This window comes from Blastomonas sp. UPD001 (assembly GCF_003426715.1).
Lineage (GTDB): Bacteria > Pseudomonadota > Alphaproteobacteria > Sphingomonadales > Sphingomonadaceae > Blastomonas.
Genome location: NZ_QKVT01000001.1, coordinates 1,401,943 through 1,421,663 on the forward strand (window position 1 = coordinate 1,401,943; position 19,721 = coordinate 1,421,663).

Here is a 19,721-nt window from a genome sequence, read left to right on the forward strand (position 1 = left end):
GGCGAGGGTAGTGGACCCCTTTGCATAAGCGTTCCCGGCAGCGCCGCCACCTCACGCCCTGTCAGCGTCGCGAGACGCGCATGTGCGGCGGCAGCGTCTGCCTCGATTATCGGACGCGCCGCTCGGGTCGCAGCCAGCCTTCCTTCGGCTCGGTCGACATCCAAATCCGATGCTACCCCTAGCCGGCGACGGGTGAGGATCAAACTGACGAGCTGCTCCTGAATGTCGGCGTCTTCGGCATTGAGAGCGAGGAGTCCCTGCGCGTTCCGCAATTCCAGATAGGCCTCTGCGGTATCGGCCAGCACAGCGAGGCGAACATCCTCGAGCGATGCTCCGGCCATCTGGAGCCGCGCCACGGCACCTTCGATCGACCTGCGCTGCCCGCCGAACAGATCGATCTCCCAGCTCGCGCGATAGGAAAGATCGTAGAGATCGATGTCGCGCACCTCGATTCCGGGTGGAAGCACACCGAGCCCCGCCACAGCAGGCCGGGTCCGGTCGTAAGAGGCTCGTGCTTCACCGACTGGCAGCCGATCAGCGCGGCGCGCCTGCAAAACCGCCTCAGCCTGCGTCAGTCGCGCTTTGGCGGAAGCAATCGTCCGATTGGCAGCTAGCGCATCCTCCATCAGGCTGTTGAGGACAGGATCGCCGAAGCCGTGCCACCAGGTCGCGATCGCCGGTCCTTCGTTGTCGGGTGCAGAGTTCAGAAACTTGGCGCCGCTTGCGGCAAGCGGGGCTGCCGTTGGCGGACCAGCATAGTCCGGGCCGACTGTGGTGCATGCTGGCAACAGCGCCAGAGCGGAGGCGACCGCAGCGCCTCGAATGGTCGCATATCGCATCAGTGCATCGCCATGCCAGCACCTTCGGCTGGCTTTTTGAGGAGAAGGACAGCCGGGATCACCGCAATCATCGCGATCCCGAACAGCCAAAAGCAATCGGCATAGGTCATCACCAGCGCCTCCTGCCGAACGAGAATGCCGAGTTGTCTAAGTGACGCTGCCTGCGCCGAAGCTGCGTCCATGCCTTCAGCGATGAAGGGAGCCGCGCCTTGCGTCAGCCGCTCTGCGGCGAGGGCGCTGTTCGCGGTAACCGACTGACCGATCTGCTGCGCGTGAAATTGGGAGCGAGTGTCGATCAGAATGGCGTTTCCGGCAAGACCGATCGACCCGCCGAGATTACGCGCGATGTTGAAGAGGCCTGAGGCGTCGGCCGTGTCCTCAGGAGTGATGCCAGCGAGCGCGGCCTGGCTCAGCGGGAGGAAGATCAGCGTCTGACCGATCCCGCGCACCACCTGCGACCAGAAAAACTCGTCGCGCCCGGACTGGGCCGTCAGGTCGAGATCCATGAAGCAGCTCGCGGCGAACGCGAGCAGGCCGATCGCAACAAGTGCCCGGGCGTCCAGCACCTTGGAGAGCAAAGGAAAGAAAGGGATGACGAAAACGGCGGCCGCGCCCGAATACATCGTGACTATGCCCGTCTGCTCCGCGTTATAGCCGGAAATGGTGCCCAGGAAGACGGGGAGAATGTAAAGAACGGTGTAGAAGGCTGCGCCCATGATCACGCTGACGATGAAAGCGCCCGCAAAGCTGCGGTCGGCGAGCAGCCGTAGCTTCAGAACCGGTTCGGCGCGCCGCAACTGGGACCAAACCGTCAGCACTGCACCAACCGCCACCACGAAGGTCAACTGGATGATATGCGCGCTCTCGAACCACCCCTCGCGCTGGCCTTCCTCGAGGACGACGGTTCCCGCACCCAGAAAAAGCGTCAGACCGGCGATGCCGATCCAATCGGCACGAGGCAGCTCTTCGAGGCGCGCAGGCTCTGAAGGCAGTGCCAGGCTGAGCATCATGACCAAAACGATACCGACCGGCACATTCAGGAAAAAAAGCCAGTGCCAGCTGACGTTATCGGTGAGCCACCCGCCGAGCAGCGGTCCGAACACCGGAGCCATGATCGTCGTGATCGCGAAGAGTGCAAAGCCCTGGACCTGTTGGTGGGCGGGCAGGCGCAGCGCGATGATCGTCATGGCCGAAGGGATGAGCGCACCGCCGAAGAAACCCTGACCGACCCGGCCGAGAACCATTGTGCCGAGATTGTCGGCAAGACCGCAAACAACCGAGAAGGCCACGAACAAAATGGCGCACGCAACCAGCAGACGTCGCAACCCGAACACGCGAACCAACCAGGCGGTGAGCGGAATCATCACGATTTCGGCGACGAGGTAGCTGTTGGCGATCCATGTGCCTTCCGTACCGGACGCGCCGATCTCTCCCTGGATTTGCGGAAGCGACGCGTTGACGATCGAAATGTCGAGCGCCGCCATAAATGCACCGATGATACCGGCCAACACCGCGATCCAGTCCGATAGACTTGCATTGGTCGGCGCCGATGTCGCGTCCGCCGCCCCCGACGACGGAACGCGCTCGCCTGTCGTATCTGCGATTGCCGCCGTCATTGCGGCGCGCTGCGCGTATCGACCGCAACCTCGGTCGAAAGTCCCGGCGCCAGCCGCGCGGCCTGAGCAGGCGTTGGCTGCAGGCGAATGCGCAGCGGTACGCGCTGAACGATCTTGGTGAAGTTACCGGTCGCGTTTTCGGGACGCAGCAATGCGAAGGTCGATCCCGTGCCAGGGGCGAGACTGTCCACGACCCCGGCAATCGTCTCTCCTGGCAGCGCGTCGACCGTCACCTCGACGGGCTGACCCGATCGTATCCGCGCCAGCTGTGTTTCCTTGAAGTTTGCCTCGATATACAGACCGGACGTTGGAACGATCGTCATGAGACGTGTGCCTGCCTGAACATATTGGCCGGTTTGAACGGTGCGGTCGCCCACACGGCCTCCTTGAACGGCGCGTATTTCCGTTGCAGCGAGATCCAGTTCGGCAGCCGCCAATCTGGCTTCTGCTGCCGTAATGGCAGCACGCGCCTGCTCAAGCTGCGCGCGAAGCGTGCCCACACGCTCGGACGCGGTACGGACCGTCGCCGATCCCGCCTGTAAACGTGCAGCGGCCTGCGCACGCGCTGCCAGTGCCTCGTCGCGTCGTTGCAGCGTGTCAGCACCAGCATCGGCCAAGGCGCTGAAACGACGCGCCTCTGTTTCAGCCAGCGATGCTGCACTTCGGGCAACCGATGCATTCGCGCGGGCCTCATCGACTGCCGCGCCCTGCGCCCGGATTTCGGCTTGAACGCGGAGCAGATCAGCCCTCCGGGCGGCGACCTCGGCGCGCGCGGCCTCGACAGCAGCAGCAAACGGCGCGCGGTCTATCGTGACAAGGACGTCTCCCTGGAAGACCGCACGATTGTCCTGGGCGAGCACCTCGCTGACATATCCGGCAATCTTTGGGGCAACCGTGACGCTGTCAGCAGCCACATATGCATTATTGGTCGTTTCGATGAATCGACCCTTTGACCACCAGGACCAACCCCAGATGGCGGCAGCGATGAGCGCTCCGAGTCCGACCAAACCTAGAATCACCTTCACTTTGGGCGATTTCAGCGGCGAGTGCTTGGTTGGGGCGGTCGGTGTATCATCCTCGACAGTTGTATCGGCTGAGGTCACTGCGTTCACGGCTGAACCTCCGCCTGAGCGATCGCCGCAGCCTTTCGTGCCAGAAACCCGTCGTTTAAGAATGGACCGAACGGAATGACGGTTAGCAGCGCTGTTCGCACGACTTCACTGGCCCGCCACCCGCCGGCGGCTGCCGCTTCGGTAAGCATCAAAAGATAAGCAACAAATGCGACGCCGTGGACCGGCCCCATCAGTCCGACAAATCCCGGCTCGCCACCAAGATATTTGAGCGGCACAGCAACGCCGATAAGCGTAATCAACGTCACGCCTTCTATCCGCGATGCGACGCGCAGCCTGCCCATCGGCGTGCGCATATCGATGGGCACGCTCATCTGGGTTCGATCCGTGATCATGCGGATGCTGCCGTGCGGTGCCGAAGAAAGGCGCGGCGAGCGTGCTCTCGAATAGCCGTTGCTAACGGTCCGTAAGCTTCGATCGAGGCCTTGGTCATTTCCGGACCGGCCAATTCGGGTGTTCCCACGCCATAGGGGGGACGCGGATCATATTCGATGGTTAGCTCTGCCATCTTAGCGACGTCGATGCCGCGAAGACGCTCGAGAACCGCAAACGCCGCTTCGAAGGACCCCGTCACTGGCCCCGCTGAAACGAACTTCCCGTCAATTACGATCCTTCCGCCGACAATCGGGATTGCGCCAACGTCGGCAAGGGCATCGAGCATCTGGAAGTTGGTGGTGGCGCGGCGACCGTCGAGCAGACCTGCGGCACCTGCCAGAAAGGCGCCCCCACACACAGTGATCACTGCGGGCGCTGAAGCGGCCTTGGCCTTGAAGAATTCCAACACCTCATCATCGTCAACGACTTCGTGAGGGATTGCGCCGACGACCAACACATCGACGTCGGGACAATCCGCGAAAGACGTCGTGGCACGGGTCGGCCAAGTCGGCACCCCCATCAGTTCATCGGTCGACTTCCCGACCAGATGGATCTCGACGTTGGGCGAGATGCCGAACACAGTATGCGCACCGAAAACGTCCATCGGTACGAAGCCGGGGCATACCAGGATCGCCACCTTGAGCGTCTGTTCGGGAGGTATTGGGGTCATAATGGTCTCCATCGGGAAGGGTTCAAAAACGGAGTAGCGGACGCCACCAAGGCGTTGCGGCAAGGCTAAGTCCCAAAGCGATCGTGAAAAGCCATGCCCCGCGCCGAGAGGCGCCCCGCCGCACCGACATGCCGGCGGCGTGCGCGAAGACGACGACGCAAAGCATCGCCGCGAAATGCACCAATCCGAAGAAGCGTGCGTCGCTGTCCGAAAACCCATCCCGCATTGCCGACCGGGTCACGGGGCTGAGCCAAAGATAGAGCAACAAGCCGATGGTCAGTTGAACGTCGACCGCAACGACCGCCAGCCGCGATGCTGGCCCTGATCCGCGGCCTCGGAAGGTCGCGATGATCGCAGCAAGCAGCGCACCGAGCACAACCCACCGCCATCCGCCATGCAAGCTGAGGACCGGGGCATATAGCGAGGCAGCGAGATCCGACATGCGACTCCAAACATAGAGCGATCACTCTATGTTTGTCGCTTATCGTGTCGCCCTCTGCCAGGTCAAGAACTTTAGAGCGTTTGATCTAGATTATTATGCAGGCATGGCTGGCTAAAGCTCCGCCATTGTGCTTAGAGTGTTCACTCTATCTACGTCAGGGGAAGGGTATCTTGCGCAAGGCCAACGCTGAAAAGACGGAGAAGCGTCGGCGCCAGGTTCTCGACGCCGCAACCCAATGCTTCCGGGAGAAAGGGTTCGCGGGCGCATCCATCGCGGACATTTGTCGGGAAGCGGGCATGAGCCCCGGCCACCTCTACCACTATTTTGCCAGCAAGGACGATATCGTCGCCGCCATCGCCGAGGAAGACCGCGCCGCTGCTGCTCAGACAATGGGGCGCCTTGCCGAGGAAGATCAACTTATTGATGCGCTCCTGTTGTCGCTCAACCCGGCCGTTGATCTGGGCGACTATGCAATCGACGGCGCACTTGCCTTCGACGTATTCGCTGAGGCAGGCCGCAACCCACGTGTCGGAGCTGCGGTGCGTTCGATTTACCGGGAAGTGAACGACGGTCTGGCAGCCTTGATCTCGGAAGCGCAAGCCAAAGGGCAAATCCCCTCGTCGATTGATCCGCACGGCGCGGCTTTAACAATTACCGCCCTTGTCGAAGGCTTGGTCGTCATGGGTGTGTCCCACGACGACACCGAACTGGCGCGCGCAACACCTACAGTAAAGCGCATGATCCGTGCGGCACTCGGCGAGACCGACATAGCGTCGGACGACCGGCCTGCGCCGATCCGGACGCGGCGAGCACGGCGCGGATGAAAGGTCCGTTCAGAGGTCGGATTGTAAGCGTCCGGCCGAAGCCGTTGTCGGCAATGGCCGGCTTTGGAATGCAGACGAAGGCACCGGAATGACCGGGTGTGTGTGGTTTCCTGCCGCTCGACCAATCACTCGATTAGATCAAAAGGAATGGCCCCTGACTGGCTTCCTCAGTCCGGGCCTTGCACCGCACTGCTCTCAATTCGTTACCTGCCGGTGCATTTGCTCTTGCAGAGCCCTGACCTGCTATCGCCGATCGTCGAAACGTGCGCTTGCGGCATCGTTGTCCTCGTCCTTGGCCCGTCGAAACCGCAGCCGATTCCGAATCCGTCGAAATGACGACACTCCGAGCACTACCGCGCCCAAGTAGAGTCCTGCTTCGGTAGTCACCGCGGCTGCGGCGACCATCATCGTCCATTCGGTCAGGCCCGGGTCCAAAATCAGCCAAGCGGCGGCGAGTGTCGGCCACGGCAGGAAGATCAGCGCCGCCACTCCGAGCACAGCGACCCGGCGCTTGGTGCCCTGAACCATTATTGCGGCTCCGCGCGCGCCTGCCGAAGCTCGGCAGGGCACAGCAGTTTGCCATTGTTCAGCACCGCACGGACTTGCCGAAGGTTCGCGAAGTCAGCGAGCGGGTCAGCCTTAAGTATCAGAATGTCAGCTTCGTGGCCGGGCTTGATCCTGCCGGTGCGCCCCTCGATTCCCAGCAGTCGAGCGCCGTCAACCGTCGCCATCCGCAGCACTGCCCAAGCTGGGATTCCGGCCTCGAGGTGCAACTCCATTTCACGCGACAAGCTGATCCCGGGAGCGATGAACGGATTCGCGAGGTCAGAACCGATCGTCATCGGAACGCCCGCCTCGTGGAGCCACCGGGTCAGGCTGAGCACCTTAGGCCAGACTGCCTGCGCCCGGCGGTAGTCCTGCTCCTTCCATCCGAGATCGAAGCGGAAACCGGCTTGCCAGTTTGCCGCCATGTCGGGGTGCACAAAGGCGAGATCGCGATCGCGGATCTCGGGCCTGTCTCCCCAAAAGGCTGGTTGAAAGGCGACCAACGTCGCATCGATGAACACCTTTTCGCGCGCCAGCGTCTCAATCATCTCCCGCACCGGCTCGGCGTCGAAGTCCGCGGCCTCATACCACTCGAAGGACTGGAAGAATCCCTCGCGGCGCTCTTTTCGATACTTCATGCGCCGATCCTCCGGCAGGAGGTCCGGGCTGATCGGCATCATATGAACAATCGAATCGATTCCGATTTCGGCTGCACGGGTCCAGCTGACATCCGACAGATGGGCAATGGTCTTCCGGTTCGCTGCATGTGCCGTATCAATGCCCTCCTTCAGCTCTTCCTCGGACAAGTTGGTGTAGAGTTTGATGAAGTCTGCGCCGGCCGTTGATTGCCTGCGGACGATGTCGGAGACGCTGAGGTCAGGCGCTGGCCGGGATACCAGTCCCTCGATCGGTATCGGGGAGCGATCAATCACCTCTCCCGCGTGAAAGGCTTCGGGGCCGTCGAGCAGGCCTGCGGCAATGCGGGCGTCGTAGGCTTGGTTCGCTGCCATGTCGCCGCCGGGATTGCGGATCGTGGTCACTCCGAACGCCAGCAGATGGCGTGCGTTGTGGGTGACGACGTCGGGCCTGTGCGCAGCGACCATCTTTAGACCGCCCTCGGTTTCGATCCGCATCGGTCCGAGCGTCACATGGGCATGGGTGTCAATGAGACCGGGCATTGCAAAATGACCACGATAATCGTGGAGCCGGACGTTAGGCGTTGCCGGCGGCTGTCCGCGACCCACCTCCACAATCTGCCCTGCCTCTACTACGATGTAACTGTCAGGCTGCACCGTTTCGGTAGCTGGGTCGATAATTGTCACGCCATAGTATAGATCGCGTACCGGCGATTGCGCTCCGGATGGCGTCAGTATCAGCATCGCCGCTGCCAGGGCGATTGTCATTCGAGTCTTCACAAGCGGTCTCCAACTTTGGATTTGCTTGTACAGTCGGTATCAGGACCGATTTTCTTACGCGGTCGAAGAACAAATATTTTGTAAGTTTCCGGACGAGGCGCAGACTGAATAGCGCGTGAGCCAGCTCGATGACATCATACGCGATTATGGCGCGTCGCTCGCTCGAATCGCCGCTTCGTACGAAGCGGACAAGGTGCTGCAGGAGGATCTGCGACAGGACATGCTGCTTGCGATTCACCAAGCGCTGCCCCGCCTTCGCTCGAAGGAGAAGCTTGCGCCCTTCCTGTTCCGGATCGCCCACAATCGCGGAGTCTCGCATGTCATCCGCGAGTCTGAGGCCAAGCGCCGGAAGACCCAGTCGCCGCCGTCCGCCGACCCGGAAACACCGGAAGCGCGATTGATCGAATCGGATCGATCACGCCAGCTGGCAGCGGCGGTCCGGCGACTGCCGCTGCCGTATAGGCAGGTGATCACTCTGGTCCTTGAGGAGCTGGCTTATGTGGACATCGCCGAGGCGTTGGGAATCAGCGTTTCCAACGTCGGTGTGAGGATCAAGCGCGCAAAGGCGTTGCTGAAGGAAATGCTCGATGAATGACGACGATCTCCTGGAGATGATGAAGGTTCAGTGGCGGCAGCAGCCAGTTGACATGAATCAGGCGCGTAGCCTGATAGCCCGGCGTGAACAGCAGATCAGACTCTGGACATGGTTGAATAGCATTGGGGTCGTGGTGACGATCGCCGCCTTTGCGTGGTTCATCGTGAGCGCCTGGAACGGGGAGGAGGCGCTCTTTCTGTTTGGAGCGGGGGCGCTGCTTGTCGCCTTGCCGTTCATGCTCATAGAACATTGGTGGCTTCGAAAGCATCGGACCGCCGGGTCTCTCGAGACCCCGGACGCTGTCGTGGGCCAGGCACGGCGTCAGGCCGAGCTCATGCTGCTAATCCTTAGGGGCTCGCGGCTGGCAGCAGCGATACTTCTCACTTGCGCAGCGGCTGTCTGGGCACTCCACGCGTTCGCAGCGGTGAGCTTGGGCTCCGCGATGGTTCTGTCGCTGGTCTGGGCCGCTACCGCCGGGTTGCTGCTGCTTTGGCAGTGGCGGCGGCGCCGGTTGACTGAGGCGGAACTTGCCACCTGCGACCGCTTTGCTGCCGAGCTGAAGGGCGCGGAATAGGAGCAAAAGTTCCGCGATTGCCCAACACTCGGGGAGGAACCGGCCGCCGACGTCGGTTTCAAGGGTGGGCGTTTGCTGAACGGCAGCTTTTGTCCAAAAATGGTGAGATAGCTGTCCGGCAGCTTTTAGGCGCCGACGGGTGGGGACCGCATGTCCACAACTGGGTGGAAAGGCGAAAGGCGGCTTTTTGCCTTACCCGTTGAGTTAGCAACCCGAATCAGCAATCTTAATCATGATGTTATTTTCAGAGACGCTCGATCCTCGGCCGACCCAAATCATCGTGCTCAACGGGGTGAGCAGTGTTGGTAAGTCCTCAGTGGCTAAAGCTGTTCAACGAATCGCTCGAAAGCCGTTTCTTCTCGGTCAGATGGATGACTTCCTTTCGATGTTGCCTTCTCGGGCCATCGAGCAAGAAGATGGACTGGTCCCCGCGCAGGCCATCCAGCACGATGCGGATCTTGTCCTTGGCCGAGAAGTGGCGCCGGGTCTGGCGCCGAATGTCCTTCACCACCTGCTCTGCAGTGGCCTTCGCCAACGATTTTGCATTGGAGGATGTGGGCTTCAGCTTCGTTCCTTCGTCACTACGACGAAGCCCACATCCTTCTTGAATCACAACCTCAAATCTGTGCCATTGATGCTGACGGCGGACACGTGCCGATCATGAGGCGAGACGGCGAATACCATCCAAAGCAAGTCCGGCACCGACGACGATCAGCAACGGCGACAATATCTTCGCAAATGCCCAATCAATCGCGCGACGCATACGGCCAAAGAATAGTGTGCTCGCGTTTTCGCTGAGCGCCGCACGAGCAACGATAAGAACAATAAGAGGTGCACAGTAGAGGAGGTTGTACCAACCCAAAGCCAGTCCTATCGTCCAATCGTCGAACCTACCGGCCTCGATCTGCGAAATCGCCCCGAAATAGGGAAGTGCGCTCGCAAGATCGGCAACTGTCGAAGCGACCGCAAAGCCGAGCGTTGCCTGAACCGACAGGTCTGTCGGCGGAGCGAATGGTGTTCCCGCCGCAGCTTTGCGCAGCGACCAGACACCAAAGATTAGCGCGCCGACCCCGAGAATGACCTCACCCGCAGGAATTGCCCAGCCAGGTAGCAGCGGTAGCACCTGCGCGACGAATGCGCTCCACCCGAGCAAAAGAACCACGCCGCCGGCAAGATAGGTGGCGAAGGTGCCAAGCAAAAAGGCGATCGACCGACGCATCGGCCGCGGCGTGCCGAGGAGATAGGCCTGCGCTGCGATGGTGAAAGGATTGAGCGCGTCGACGAGCGCAAGTCCGCTCAGCACGGCAAGGAGGGCGAGCGTCACGGATGGACCCCCGGCAAAGGTCCCTCGGACGAAATCAGCACAACAGTCCTATTTCGGGCCTTCATGGCGGATGCCACCGCGCCAGTATCGACATCAATGGCCAAAGGGCGACGCCTCACACGATCACTCAGCGACGAAAGCGTGCCGAGCTCAACCATTTGAAGGCTGCATGCGTTCAGACTCGGGAACGATCATATGGGCGTCGCGCGGCGGCTTGGTGATCAGGCGGCCCAGTCTCGGTGCCAGCCACATCTCGAAGTTGTCGACGAACTCGTAGACTACGGGCACCAGGACGAGGCTCAGCACCGTCGAGGAAATCAGCCCGCCGATGACGCCGACCGCCATCGGCTGGCGGAACTCCGCACCCTCGCCATAGCCGAGCGCGGTCGGCAGCATTCCCGCCGCCATCGCGATCGTCGTCATCACGATCGGACGGGCGCGCTCGCGGCACGCCTCGATCAACGCGTCGTGCTGGCTCATCCCTTCGCGCTCGCGCTCGATCGCAAACTCGACCAGCAGAATCGAATTCTTGGCGGCAAGGCCCAGCAGCATTAACAGCCCGATCATTGCCGGTAGGGTGAGCGCGAGGTTCGTCAACAGCAGCGCCGCGAACGCCCCGCCGAGCGAGAGCGGAAGCGCGGTCAGGATCGTCACCGGCTTGAAGAAGCTCTTGAACAGCAGCACGAGCACGCCGAACATCAGCCCGACGCCCGCCAGCATCGCGGCGATAAAACCGCCGAAAAGGTCAGCGAAAGCCTCGGCATCGCCATATTCCGCCTGGCGAACACCGGCGGGCAGCGCCTGCAGGGTCGGCACCTTCGCGGTTGCCTCTAGGGCTTGGCCGAGCGTTGCGCCGTCGCGCAGATCGGCGCGGATCGTCTCGCGCCTCTCACGATCGAATCTTTCAATCCGGCCGGGGCCGGCTTCGAAGGAAATGTCGGCCACCGCCTCCAGCCGCGTATTCTTGCCGCTGGCCGTCGGAATCTCCAGGTTGCGTAGCGCGTCGAGGTCCGCGCGGGCACGGTCTGGAAGTGACGCACGCACCGGAATTCGTCGCTCGCCAGCCGATACTTTGGCGACATTGGCATCGACATCGCCAATCGTTGCCACGCGCGCGATTGTCGCGAGATCTTCGGCGGTCACACCAAGCCGGGCGGCCTCTTCCATCCGTGGCCGGATGACGAGCTCAGGGCTGCTCTCAGGCGTCACTGGCCGAACGTTTGCAAGCATCGGCAGCGTCCGGAGATCACGCTGCACGGCTTGTGCGGTCTGCGCCAGGGTTACACCATCGCGCCCAACGAGGGTTATCTCGACGTCTGCCGGCGTTCCACTCTCGCCAAAGGTGTTGACGCGCACGCCTGGGATTGAGCGGAGCACCGGGCGGATGCGATTGCGGAATTCGCTGGTGGTTCCTGTCCGGTCTTCGCGGAATACGACGGTCGCTGTCGCGGTCGTGAAATCCTGGCCGCCGACATTGGCGAACACCAGCTCGACGTCCGAGTCGCGGCGCAGAACGCGGGTGAGATCGCGAACGGCGTTGTCCATTTCGTTTCTCGTCGTGCCCGGGCTCGCCTGGACGTCAAGCACCAGCGAGGTCGGATTGCTGGTTGGCACGAAGCCCGTTGGGATCAGCGAGGCGAGACCGAGCGAGCCAATAAAAAACAGCACGCCAAACAACAGCGACATCTTCGGGTGGCCAATCGCCCATTCGAGCACCTTACGGTAGACACCCGTAAACGGCTTGCGCGGTTTGGCGTGCTTTGCCGGGACGAGGAAATAGGCGGTCAGGAGCGGCGTCAACATCCGCGCCACGAGCAGCGAGAAGAGGACCGCGACCGCGACAGTCAGACCGAACTCGCGAAAATACTGTCCTGCGAGCCCCCCCATCAGCGATACCGGCAGGAACACGACAACGATCGTCATTGTCGTTGCGACCACCGCCAGCCCGATCTGGTCTGCGCCATGCAGAGACGCCTCATAGGGGCTCTCTCCACGCTCGATCCGCTTCTCGATGTTTTCGATCTCGACGATCGCGTCGTCGACGAGGATGCCGATCACAAGGGTGAGACCGAGCAGCGTCACGAGGTTGAGCGAGAAGCCCAGCGCGCTCATCACGGCAAAGGTCGGGATAAGCGAGATCGGCATCGCCAGCGCAGCGATGAGGGTCGATCGCCACTCGCGCAGGAACAGCAGCACGACCACCGCAGCGAGCACCATCCCCTCGATCAAGACGTGGACGGTCGAGGTGAAGCTCGCTCGCGTGTCGCCGACGGTCGAGACGATCTCGGTGAAGGCGACGCGGGGGTGCTCCGTACGGAGCTTGTCCATCTCCGCCTTCACCTTGTCCTCGACACGGATGTCGCTCGACGGCTTTGTCTTCGTGATCTCGAATGCGACGACCGGGCGACCATTCAACCGTGCAAAGCTGCGTTGCTCGCTAGCGCCATCCCCGACGTCGGCGACGTCGGTCAGTCGCACGGTGCGGCCATTCGCGATCGGCAACGTCAGCGCTCGCAAAGCCTCGACGTCGCGGCCCGGACCAAGAACACGCACCGTCTGCTCGGAGCCGCCGATCTCGGTGCGGCCACCTGGATTGTCGGCCACAAACGACCTGAGCGCTTCGTTGACCGCAGGCGCGGTCAGGCCATAGGCCGCGAGCCGCGCGGGATCGAGTACGATATTGACTTCCCGCGTCACGCCGCCGACGCGTCGGACATTGGCGACACCCTCGATCGATTGAAGCCGCCCCGCAACCGTATCGTCGACGAACCAAGACAGGTCGGTCGCTGACATACCTGGCGAGGCAACGGCATAGGTCAGGATCGGCAGGCTGTCGGCCTCGATCCGCTCGACAATCGGCTCGTCGATCGTGCGCGGAAAATCGGCGCGCACCCGGTCGATCGCGGTGCGGACCTCGTCAGTGGCTTTCTGTTCGTCCTCGCCGATTTCAAACTCGACGGTGGTCTGCGATTGACCGAGTGTGACGGACGAGATGACGTGCTTGACGCCCGGTATGCTCGCAACGGCGTCCTCGGCGACACGCGTAACCTGTGTCTCGAGCTCGGCTGGCGCGGCACCGTTCTGGGTAACGGTAATCTGGACGGTCGGGAACGACGTGTCCGGAAATTGCTTGATCGGTAAGCCAAGATAGGCGGCGATCCCGGCGATGGTGATCGCTATGAAGAGCACGGCCACCGGAATTGGATTGCGGATCGACCAGGCGGAAATCGCCATTTTCATCGCGGAGCTCCCACGGCCCGAACCTTGTCTCCGGGAAGCACCAATGCCCCACCGTCGAGAATGATTCGCGTACCGACCGGCGGGCCTTCACGCAGTTCGACCCAGCCTTTGGCGCGTGCTCCGGTGCGAACGGGTACGCGGCGCACGCGGTTATCAGCAGCAACGGTTGAAACGACAGCGCCGCCGGCCTGATAGAGGACTGCGCGCTCCGGAATTGCGGGTGCCGCAGAGCCATCCTGGGTCAAGCGAGCCGTGGCGAAACCGCCTGACTTGATCCGACGGTCGGTGGGCAGGAGGATGCGCATCTGGCCCAGCTTGGTCTGCGGATCGATACGAGGCGCGATGAGGCGCACGGTTCCCGTCAGAGACGTGCCTTCCGGGAGATCGACGGCTACCTCTTGGCCGATCTGCACTTTGGCAAGCTCGGCCTCTGGTACTTCGGCAACAAGCTCGAACCGGGCATCACGCGCGATGCGGAAGTATGGTTCACTCGTTCCCACGCCGGAGATGTCGCCGGGACGCAAGGCACGCGCGAGGACGAGTCCTGATACAGGGGCGCGTAAAGTGAGACGGTTGCGCCTTGTTCGAAGATCCCGAAGTTGTGCCTCTGCGGCGCGCGCTTCGAATTGCCGCTGCGCAATCGTTTCTTCGGCGATGACCCCCTTTCCGGTGAGGTCGCCAACTCTTGCATATTCGCTTCGCGCCCGTTCGGCCGCAACTTCGGCACGGGTGATTTCGCCTTCGATCAGGGCACCGTCAAGCACGGCAAGAGGCTGTCCCGATCGGACGTAGTCGCCTTGGTCGGCAAGCACGCGCAGAACCTTGTAACCCGAGAGCTCGGCTCCGACCGACGCTTCCTCACGCGGCTCGATGATACCCGATACGGTGATTCCGCTGGCGATCGGTCGCATCTCGACCGGGACTGTATTGACGGCAAGAAACGGCTCCGATGGAGCGGGTTTGCGCGGCTCCTCCTCATTGGAGCAAGCGGCCAGAAGGAGAACTGCGGTAAGGACAATCTTGTTCATCGCTTCGGGCTTTCGAGAGATTCCGAGCCTGACGGCCAACCGCCGCCAAGCGCCTTGAAACTGATTACTGCGCGGCGGAGTGCCTCGATCCGGGCGGCGGCCAACGCCTCGCGGGAAGAGCGCCAGCTTCGCTCGGCATCGAGCAACTGCTGTAGATCGTTGAGACCGCGGTCAAAAAGGGTCCGCTGTGCGTCGAATGCCTGCCGAGCGCGCGCTTCCCCGGCCGTAAGCAGTGCGACACGTTTGCGATCGGCCGCTAATCGCACGAGCGCCTGATCGGCCTCCGAGAACGCTGTCTGAACAATCTTTTCGTAGTTCGCTGCCGCCTGGTTTGCGCGTGCGGTCTGGGCACCAAGTTCCGACAGCAACCGCGGACGGTCCAACAGAGGTAGCGTCAGCCCGCCGCCGAGCGTCCATGTGATGATACTATATTCGAAGTCACCAGTGGCCGCGCTCAACCCGGCACCGGGATTAAGGGTCAAGCGGGGAAAGAGGTCGAGACGCCTGATCTCCGCATTGGCGACGCTTGACCTGAAGCGCGCTTCTGCCTCACGCACATCGGGTCGGCGTGTCAACAGCTCCCCTGGTAGCGTCGTTGGGACAAGCGGCGCGTCGACCAGCAGATCGCCGATCTGCAATTCGTCTGTCTGCGCCCGATCCTCGCCGGTGAGCACGAGAAGCGCCCGCTTGGCCGCGGTGAGTTCGGCCTCCAGCGCCGCAACCTGCGCCTCCGATTGTCCGCGATCGGCATCAACACGCGCTACGTCGGCGTCTGCGGCGAGTCCGCGCTCCGCTCGAATACCGATGACGCGGCGAAGGTCTGACTGGATTCGCGCCGCTTCACGCGCGTCGGCCAGCTGCCGCGTCAGGCCGCGGGCGGCGAACAGCGCGTCGGCGACATCGGCAGCCAGTGCCGCCCGCGTTCCTTCATAGGCAAAACGCGCGGCGAACAGGTCGGCATCGGCACCCGTTCGTGTCGCCGCGCGGCGCCCAAACAGATCGAGTTCCCAACTGAGGTTGAGGTTAAGATTGGCGTTGGTGGTGTTCCCGCCCGTGAACGCTGCCGCACCGCCCGGAAAACCGGGTTGCTGGTTGCCATCGCCCGGCTGCGTTGGCGTGCCGCCACCGCCGGGAATGATCCCGCCATCGCCGGAAAGCACAGTCTGGCGCTGGGTCGAGAGATTGCCCTGGAGATCGCCTTGGACGCCGAACCGTGACAAGGCACCGGCGCGGATTGCTCGCGCCTCTTCGAGCCGGGCGAGCGCCAACCGGGCGTCAGCCCCGCGGCTCAACGCCTGCTCGATCAGCCCATCAAGTTGGTTATCGCCGAACAGCAGCCACCAGCGGTCAAGCTCGGCTGGCGAAACCGCCGTTTCCGCCGTTGCTTCGAACGAAGCAGGGGTCGCAATCTGCGGATTACGAACAACAACAGTCGGTGCACACGCTGTCGCCGCCGAAGCGGCGACAGCAATACAAATCGAGGCTGGCAGTCGGGCCATCAAAAGCCCTGCCGGATACCGATCATGGCCGAGACGCTCGAGAGGCGCGGCTCATATTCGCCCGGCAGTGCGCCGGCCAGACCGTCGACACGCAGACTGCTCGTCCGGGTGTAGCGCGCACCCAGCTCAATGGTCGTGCGCTCCGCAGCCTTGATGCCGACACCGGCGTCAAGGTGCCATTGGAAGCCCCAGTCCTTGTCGTCGAAGCGGGCGACCGCTGCAGGCGTGCCGAACGACCGGATCAACCTTGCGTCGACACGCGAAGCACCGATGCCGCCGCCGATGTAGGGGACGACCGTATCGCTCACGGGAATGTCCGCATAGGCGCTCAGGCCGAGGTTCAGATTGCGGACGCGGTCGTCGGGATTGAAACCGCCGCCCGACCGCTCGTTATCGATCTTGGCCGTCGTGTATCCGACGGTGCCCTCGAGTCGGAAATTGCTGATTTTGTATCCCACCCCGACTTCGCCGGTGAATCCCGGCTTGAAATCGATATCGTCGTTGAGAATGACCGGGGCCTGATCGCGGGATTTGAGATCGCCGTCGATTGCGACCCCCGCGCGCACGACGCCATAGGGTCCCTGATCTTGCGCCTGCGCCGCACTGGTCGCAGCAAAAGGCGCGACGCAAAAGGCCACCGCTGCTACGATGGTTTTGGACTTGAACATGACTTTATCCTTCTCGTGACCTCGCCGGGAGATTGGCGATGGCACGCATCTGGTAGAGTTCGATGAAGGCCTAAGCGCAGTTCGATGGAGGAACGATGGACCCGGCAGCTCTCCACCAAATCTCCACATCGCCGTCCGAAGATCGGCGCGGAGACGGTCTCATGAACACGCGCATTCTCGTCATCGAAGACGAACGCGAAATTGCAGACTTGCTGGTCGCCTATCTTGAGAAGGCGGGCTTCGAGGTTGCGCGCGCGACGAGCGTAGCTGACGCTATTCGCACGCATGCCCAGCTCAGACCGGACCTGATGCTCCTCGACATTGGCTTACCGGGCGGTGACGGGCTCGATGTCCTGACGACCGTTCGGCGTCGTTACGAGACCCCCGTTATCATGGTGACCGCGCTCGATGACGACGTGACCAAATTGTCGTCACTCAGAATTGGCGCCGACGATTACGTGCAGAAGCCGTTCAATCCGTCAGAGGTCGTGGAACGCGTTCGTGCTGTATTGCGCCGGACCCAAGGCGCAGCAGGTCGCCGCGTCATTCATACCGGACCGCTCATCGTCGATACCGATGCGCGCGTCGTAACTTGCCGCAGTGAGGACGGATCCGAGGGCGCGCGGGTTCCGCTGACACCGACGGAATTTGAAATCCTGGCGCACATGGCGCGTCAGCCCCGGCGTGCCTTCAGCCGATCCGAACTGCTCGAAGCGGTCGCGCCCGACAGCGAGGCCTATGACCGTGTCATCGATTCGCATCTCTCCAAGCTCAGGAACAAACTGCTGGCGGTCGGGTGCGACAACATTATCGAACCGGTGCGCGGGGTGGGATATCGGCTATGGCCTGGGGACTGAATCGCATCTCGACGCGCCTTTGGGCGCTGACTGCGTTTATGTCTGTCGTCACCCTAGTCGTGGGTGTGAGCTCGTTCTACTTCGCGACCTATTTCGAGATGCTCGGCATGAAGGAGCGGATGCCGCCAGGTATTCGTGCCGAGCTGGAGGAGATCGTCGCGCGCGGCGAAAAGGGCAGCGATCGCTATTATGAGATCTACGATCGCTACACCGGCGACGAGATCCAGACACAGGATCTCGGCTTCATCTTCATGATCGCAGTGGTCTCGACAGTCGTCGGCAGCGGCCTGTCGTTTTTCATCTCACGCCGGATCAGCGGGCCGATCACGGAAGTCGCACGCGCAGCGACCCGGGTGTCGCGCGGCGAACGGGCCGTGCGGATTGAACATGCAGGCGCAGGCGAGATCGGCGATCTGGTCAGCAGCTTCAACAAGATGGCCTCGGAAATCGAATCCTACGAACGGGAACGCACGGTCCTCACCGCCGGTATTGCGCATGAACTGCGCACGCCCCTCACCATCCTCAAGGGTCGGCTGCACGGCCTTTCCGACGGCGTGATCGATCCCGAAGCCGGCGAGGCCGACCGGCTGCTGCGTCAGGTCGACCAATTGCTTCGCCTTGTCGAGGACTTGCGAACGCTTGCGCACGCCGATGCCGGCGAACTGCAACTCGATCTGCGGCGCTTCGACCTGGGAGCCGTTTGCCAGACCGTCGCTGCCGACTTGCGGCCCCAGGCTGCAAGCGCAAAGGTCGAACTGATTTGCGAAGTTGAGCCGCTGACGGTCCGCGCCGACCCGTTGCGCGTTGCCCAGATCGTCACGAATCTCGTCACCAACGCAATCAAGCACGCACCCGAAGCCAGCAAAGTTCACATCGAGGTAAAATCCGGCGAGCGTAAAGCGATCGTCAGCGTATCCGACGAGGGGACGGGCTTTGTCGAAGCCGATCGGCTCCGGATGTTCGTACCCTTCTGGCGAGCCGGAGCGGACAAGGCCGCTGGCCGGCCCGGAAGCGGCATGGGCCTGGCGCTCGCCTCCAAACTGGCGGAAGCCCAGGGCGGGCGCATATCGGCTGAAAATCGCACCGATCGCTCAGGCGCACGCTTCTCGCTCTTGCTGCCTTTGGCGTAAGAGCCTCCAACACCCGACCTTAGCACGGGCATCGAACCAAACATCTGGAAAGAAGCGGGCGTTCGCGTGGTGAGGGCATCGCGGACCCTGAACATCCACGGCAACTCCATCCAACCTCCACCGATGCCTTCGAGCCTGGCGGCACAACAAGGAGCTAGCCATGCGCCAGTCCAAGTCCGCCTTTGTCCCGCTGGTCTGCGTAAACTTTGTACTCGCAGCAATTCTTTATGCCATCGTCGCAACCGCATGATTTGACCATGGAGGCTCCACGATCCCTCCATCGAACTAGGCATAATGATCTGCGGAGGTCATCCATGTCACCAAAGATTGCCATTTGCGCCTTATCGCTCGTCGTCACAGCTTGCGCAGCGGGTCCCGCGCCGCGAACCGGTTTTTTGAGTGACTATAGCGGTCTCGAGCCTGTCGGCTCCTCCGACTCGTTACTTGAGCAGCGTCCTCCTGCGGATTTCGATCCGCGCCGTTTTAACGCCGTCATGATCGAACCGACCGAAGTTCGGGTCGAGGACTTGAGCGAAGAAGACAAGACGAAGCTGTCAGACGTTTTCCGCGAAGCTCTGATCGAGCGGCTTGGCGGAGCGCTGCCGATCGTGGAGCAAAGTGGTCCCGGGGTGTTTAGGGTGCGCACAGCCATCGTTGATGCGCGCAAGGCCAATGTCGCGATCAATGCCGTGACGTCGCTTCTCGTTGGACCTGTCAGCAATGGCGGTGTGGCTGCGGAAGCGGAAGTCCTTGATGGCGGCACCGGCGCACGCATCGCCGCGCTGTCCTGGTCGCGGCGAGGCGGCAAGATCACCGAGGTGGGCCTGTCCTACACGCAACTCGGCCAGGCCCGATCAGGCCTTCGCTCATTCGCCAAGCGCCTTGCCGACCTCTTCAGCCCTCCCGCAGCGCCCACGGAGCAGACTGACCGTCGTCGGTAAGCATATTC

General features: G+C 62.2%; 19 protein-coding genes and 2 pseudogenes. 7 read left to right on the forward strand and 14 right to left on the reverse strand.

The window, feature by feature from the left end; genetic code table 11:
* From DM995_RS07085 to DM995_RS07110, 6 genes are all read right to left on the reverse strand, one after another.
* Positions 1 to 839 (reverse strand): TolC family protein (locus DM995_RS07085; protein ID WP_198669283.1); only part of this gene is annotated, 839 nt, incomplete at its 3' end.
* Positions 839 to 2,455: a DHA2 family efflux MFS transporter permease subunit gene (locus DM995_RS07090; protein ID WP_116968959.1), complete on the reverse strand. Its 1,617-nt coding sequence runs from the start codon at positions 2,453 to 2,455 to the stop codon at positions 839 to 841. The genes DM995_RS07085 and DM995_RS07090, both read right to left, overlap by 1 nt.
* A complete protein-coding gene (locus DM995_RS07095; RefSeq protein WP_198669284.1) occupies positions 2,452 to 3,567 on the reverse strand; it encodes an HlyD family secretion protein in 1,116 nt (371 codons plus the stop codon). The genes DM995_RS07090 and DM995_RS07095 overlap by 4 nt, the downstream gene beginning before the upstream one ends.
* A complete protein-coding gene (locus tag DM995_RS07100; RefSeq protein WP_198669285.1) occupies positions 3,564 to 3,899 on the reverse strand; it encodes a DUF3817 domain-containing protein in 336 nt (111 codons plus the stop codon). Before DM995_RS07100 ends, DM995_RS07095 begins: the two co-directional genes overlap by 4 nt.
* A gap of 17 nt (positions 3,900 to 3,916) precedes the next feature.
* Positions 3,917 to 4,642 (reverse strand): DJ-1/PfpI family protein, encoded by a 726-nt coding sequence (locus tag DM995_RS07105; RefSeq protein ID WP_198669286.1) that lies wholly within the window; start codon positions 4,640 to 4,642, stop codon positions 3,917 to 3,919.
* A 10-nt stretch (positions 4,643 to 4,652) separates the two neighbouring features.
* The gene (locus DM995_RS07110) at positions 4,653 to 5,072 is read right to left on the reverse strand and encodes a hypothetical protein (RefSeq protein ID WP_116968960.1); all 420 of its coding nucleotides are present in this window, start codon (positions 5,070 to 5,072) and stop codon (positions 4,653 to 4,655) included.
* 170 nt (positions 5,073 to 5,242) lie between these two features.
* Here DM995_RS07110 and DM995_RS07115 point away from each other — a divergent pair, with 170 nt between their 5' ends.
* Positions 5,243 to 5,896, forward strand: a complete 654-nt coding sequence (locus DM995_RS07115) for a TetR/AcrR family transcriptional regulator (protein WP_198669287.1) — start codon at positions 5,243 to 5,245, stop codon at positions 5,894 to 5,896.
* 243 nt (positions 5,897 to 6,139) lie between these two features.
* Here the strand turns inward: DM995_RS07115 and DM995_RS07120 are convergent, their stop codons facing one another.
* Both DM995_RS07120 and DM995_RS07125 read right to left on the reverse strand, forming a co-directional pair.
* Positions 6,140 to 6,424, reverse strand: a complete 285-nt coding sequence (locus tag DM995_RS07120; RefSeq protein ID WP_116968962.1) for a hypothetical protein — start codon at positions 6,422 to 6,424, stop codon at positions 6,140 to 6,142.
* Positions 6,424 to 7,845, reverse strand: a complete 1,422-nt coding sequence (locus DM995_RS07125) for an amidohydrolase family protein (RefSeq protein WP_116968963.1) — start codon at positions 7,843 to 7,845, stop codon at positions 6,424 to 6,426. Before DM995_RS07125 ends, DM995_RS07120 begins: the two co-directional genes overlap by 1 nt.
* Positions 7,846 to 7,972: 127 nt before the next feature.
* Between DM995_RS07125 and DM995_RS07130 the strand changes: the two genes are divergently transcribed.
* The 3 genes and pseudogenes from DM995_RS07130 to DM995_RS22740 form a co-directional block, all read left to right on the forward strand.
* Positions 7,973 to 8,452, forward strand: a complete 480-nt coding sequence (locus tag DM995_RS07130) for an RNA polymerase sigma factor (protein WP_116968964.1) — start codon at positions 7,973 to 7,975, stop codon at positions 8,450 to 8,452.
* Entirely contained in the window at positions 8,445 to 9,026 is a 582-nt protein-coding gene (locus DM995_RS07135; RefSeq protein ID WP_116968965.1) for a hypothetical protein, read from the forward strand. The genes DM995_RS07130 and DM995_RS07135 overlap by 8 nt, the downstream gene beginning before the upstream one ends.
* 235 nt (positions 9,027 to 9,261) lie before the next feature.
* Positions 9,262 to 9,399 (forward strand): annotated as a pseudogene (locus tag DM995_RS22740) (phosphotransferase-like protein); the annotation flags it as partial.
* 42 nt (positions 9,400 to 9,441) lie between these two features.
* Here DM995_RS22740 and DM995_RS07145 read toward each other — a convergent pair.
* The 6 genes and pseudogenes from DM995_RS07145 to DM995_RS07175 form a co-directional block, all read right to left on the reverse strand.
* Positions 9,442 to 9,591, reverse strand: a pseudogene (locus DM995_RS07145) (IS3 family transposase); the annotation flags it as partial.
* A 93-nt stretch (positions 9,592 to 9,684) separates the two neighbouring features.
* The gene (locus DM995_RS07155; RefSeq protein WP_116968966.1) at positions 9,685 to 10,350 is read right to left on the reverse strand and encodes a GAP family protein; all 666 of its coding nucleotides are present in this window, start codon (positions 10,348 to 10,350) and stop codon (positions 9,685 to 9,687) included.
* 150 nt (positions 10,351 to 10,500) lie between these two features.
* Positions 10,501 to 13,590, reverse strand: coding sequence for an efflux RND transporter permease subunit (locus DM995_RS07160; protein ID WP_116968967.1), 3,090 nt, complete (start codon positions 13,588 to 13,590; stop codon positions 10,501 to 10,503).
* Entirely contained in the window at positions 13,587 to 14,618 is a 1,032-nt protein-coding gene (locus DM995_RS07165) for an efflux RND transporter periplasmic adaptor subunit (protein WP_116968968.1), read from the reverse strand. The genes DM995_RS07160 and DM995_RS07165 overlap by 4 nt, the downstream gene beginning before the upstream one ends.
* Positions 14,615 to 16,117, reverse strand: a complete 1,503-nt coding sequence (locus DM995_RS07170; RefSeq protein WP_116968969.1) for a TolC family protein — start codon at positions 16,115 to 16,117, stop codon at positions 14,615 to 14,617. Before DM995_RS07170 ends, DM995_RS07165 begins: the two co-directional genes overlap by 4 nt.
* Positions 16,117 to 16,830, reverse strand: coding sequence for an outer membrane protein (locus tag DM995_RS07175; protein WP_157973114.1), 714 nt, complete (start codon positions 16,828 to 16,830; stop codon positions 16,117 to 16,119). Before DM995_RS07175 ends, DM995_RS07170 begins: the two co-directional genes overlap by 1 nt.
* 116 nt (positions 16,831 to 16,946) lie before the next feature.
* Between DM995_RS07175 and DM995_RS07180 the strand changes: the two genes are divergently transcribed.
* The 3 genes from DM995_RS07180 (at position 16,947) to DM995_RS07190 (ending at position 19,713) form a co-directional block, all read left to right on the forward strand.
* A complete protein-coding gene (locus DM995_RS07180) occupies positions 16,947 to 17,642 on the forward strand; it encodes a response regulator (protein WP_116968971.1) in 696 nt (231 codons plus the stop codon).
* On the forward strand, positions 17,627 to 18,772 hold the full coding sequence (locus tag DM995_RS07185; RefSeq protein ID WP_116968972.1) for a HAMP domain-containing sensor histidine kinase: 1,146 nt from the start codon (positions 17,627 to 17,629) through the stop codon (positions 18,770 to 18,772). Before DM995_RS07180 ends, DM995_RS07185 begins: the two co-directional genes overlap by 16 nt.
* A gap of 314 nt (positions 18,773 to 19,086) precedes the next feature.
* Positions 19,087 to 19,713, forward strand: coding sequence for a DUF3313 domain-containing protein (locus tag DM995_RS07190; RefSeq protein ID WP_157973115.1), 627 nt, complete (start codon positions 19,087 to 19,089; stop codon positions 19,711 to 19,713).
* The last annotated feature ends 8 nt before the right edge of the window (positions 19,714 to 19,721 follow it).

Coding starts and splice junctions, on each gene's coding strand:
- DM995_RS07090 (WP_116968959.1), bottom strand. CDS start 2,455: ATGACGGCGGCAATCGCAGATACGACAGGCGAGCGCGTTCCGTCGTCG.
- DM995_RS07100 (WP_198669285.1), bottom strand. CDS start 3,899: ATGAGCGTGCCCATCGATATGCGCACGCCGATGGGCAGGCTGCGCGTC.
- DM995_RS07105 (WP_198669286.1), bottom strand. CDS start 4,642: ATGGAGACCATTATGACCCCAATACCTCCCGAACAGACGCTCAAGGTG.
- DM995_RS07110 (WP_116968960.1), bottom strand. CDS start 5,072: ATGTCGGATCTCGCTGCCTCGCTATATGCCCCGGTCCTCAGCTTGCAT.
- DM995_RS07120 (WP_116968962.1), bottom strand. CDS start 6,424: ATGGTTCAGGGCACCAAGCGCCGGGTCGCTGTGCTCGGAGTGGCGGCG.
- DM995_RS07125 (WP_116968963.1), bottom strand. CDS start 7,845: ATGACAATCGCCCTGGCAGCGGCGATGCTGATACTGACGCCATCCGGA.
- DM995_RS07135 (WP_116968965.1), top strand. CDS start 8,445: ATGAATGACGACGATCTCCTGGAGATGATGAAGGTTCAGTGGCGGCAG.
- DM995_RS07160 (WP_116968967.1), bottom strand. CDS start 13,590: ATGAAAATGGCGATTTCCGCCTGGTCGATCCGCAATCCAATTCCGGTG.
- DM995_RS07165 (WP_116968968.1), bottom strand. CDS start 14,618: ATGAACAAGATTGTCCTTACCGCAGTTCTCCTTCTGGCCGCTTGCTCC.
- DM995_RS07170 (WP_116968969.1), bottom strand. CDS start 16,117: ATGGCCCGACTGCCAGCCTCGATTTGTATTGCTGTCGCCGCTTCGGCG.
- DM995_RS07180 (WP_116968971.1), top strand. CDS start 16,947: ATGAACACGCGCATTCTCGTCATCGAAGACGAACGCGAAATTGCAGAC.
- DM995_RS07185 (WP_116968972.1), top strand. CDS start 17,627: ATGGCCTGGGGACTGAATCGCATCTCGACGCGCCTTTGGGCGCTGACT.
- DM995_RS07190 (WP_157973115.1), top strand. CDS start 19,087: ATGTCACCAAAGATTGCCATTTGCGCCTTATCGCTCGTCGTCACAGCT.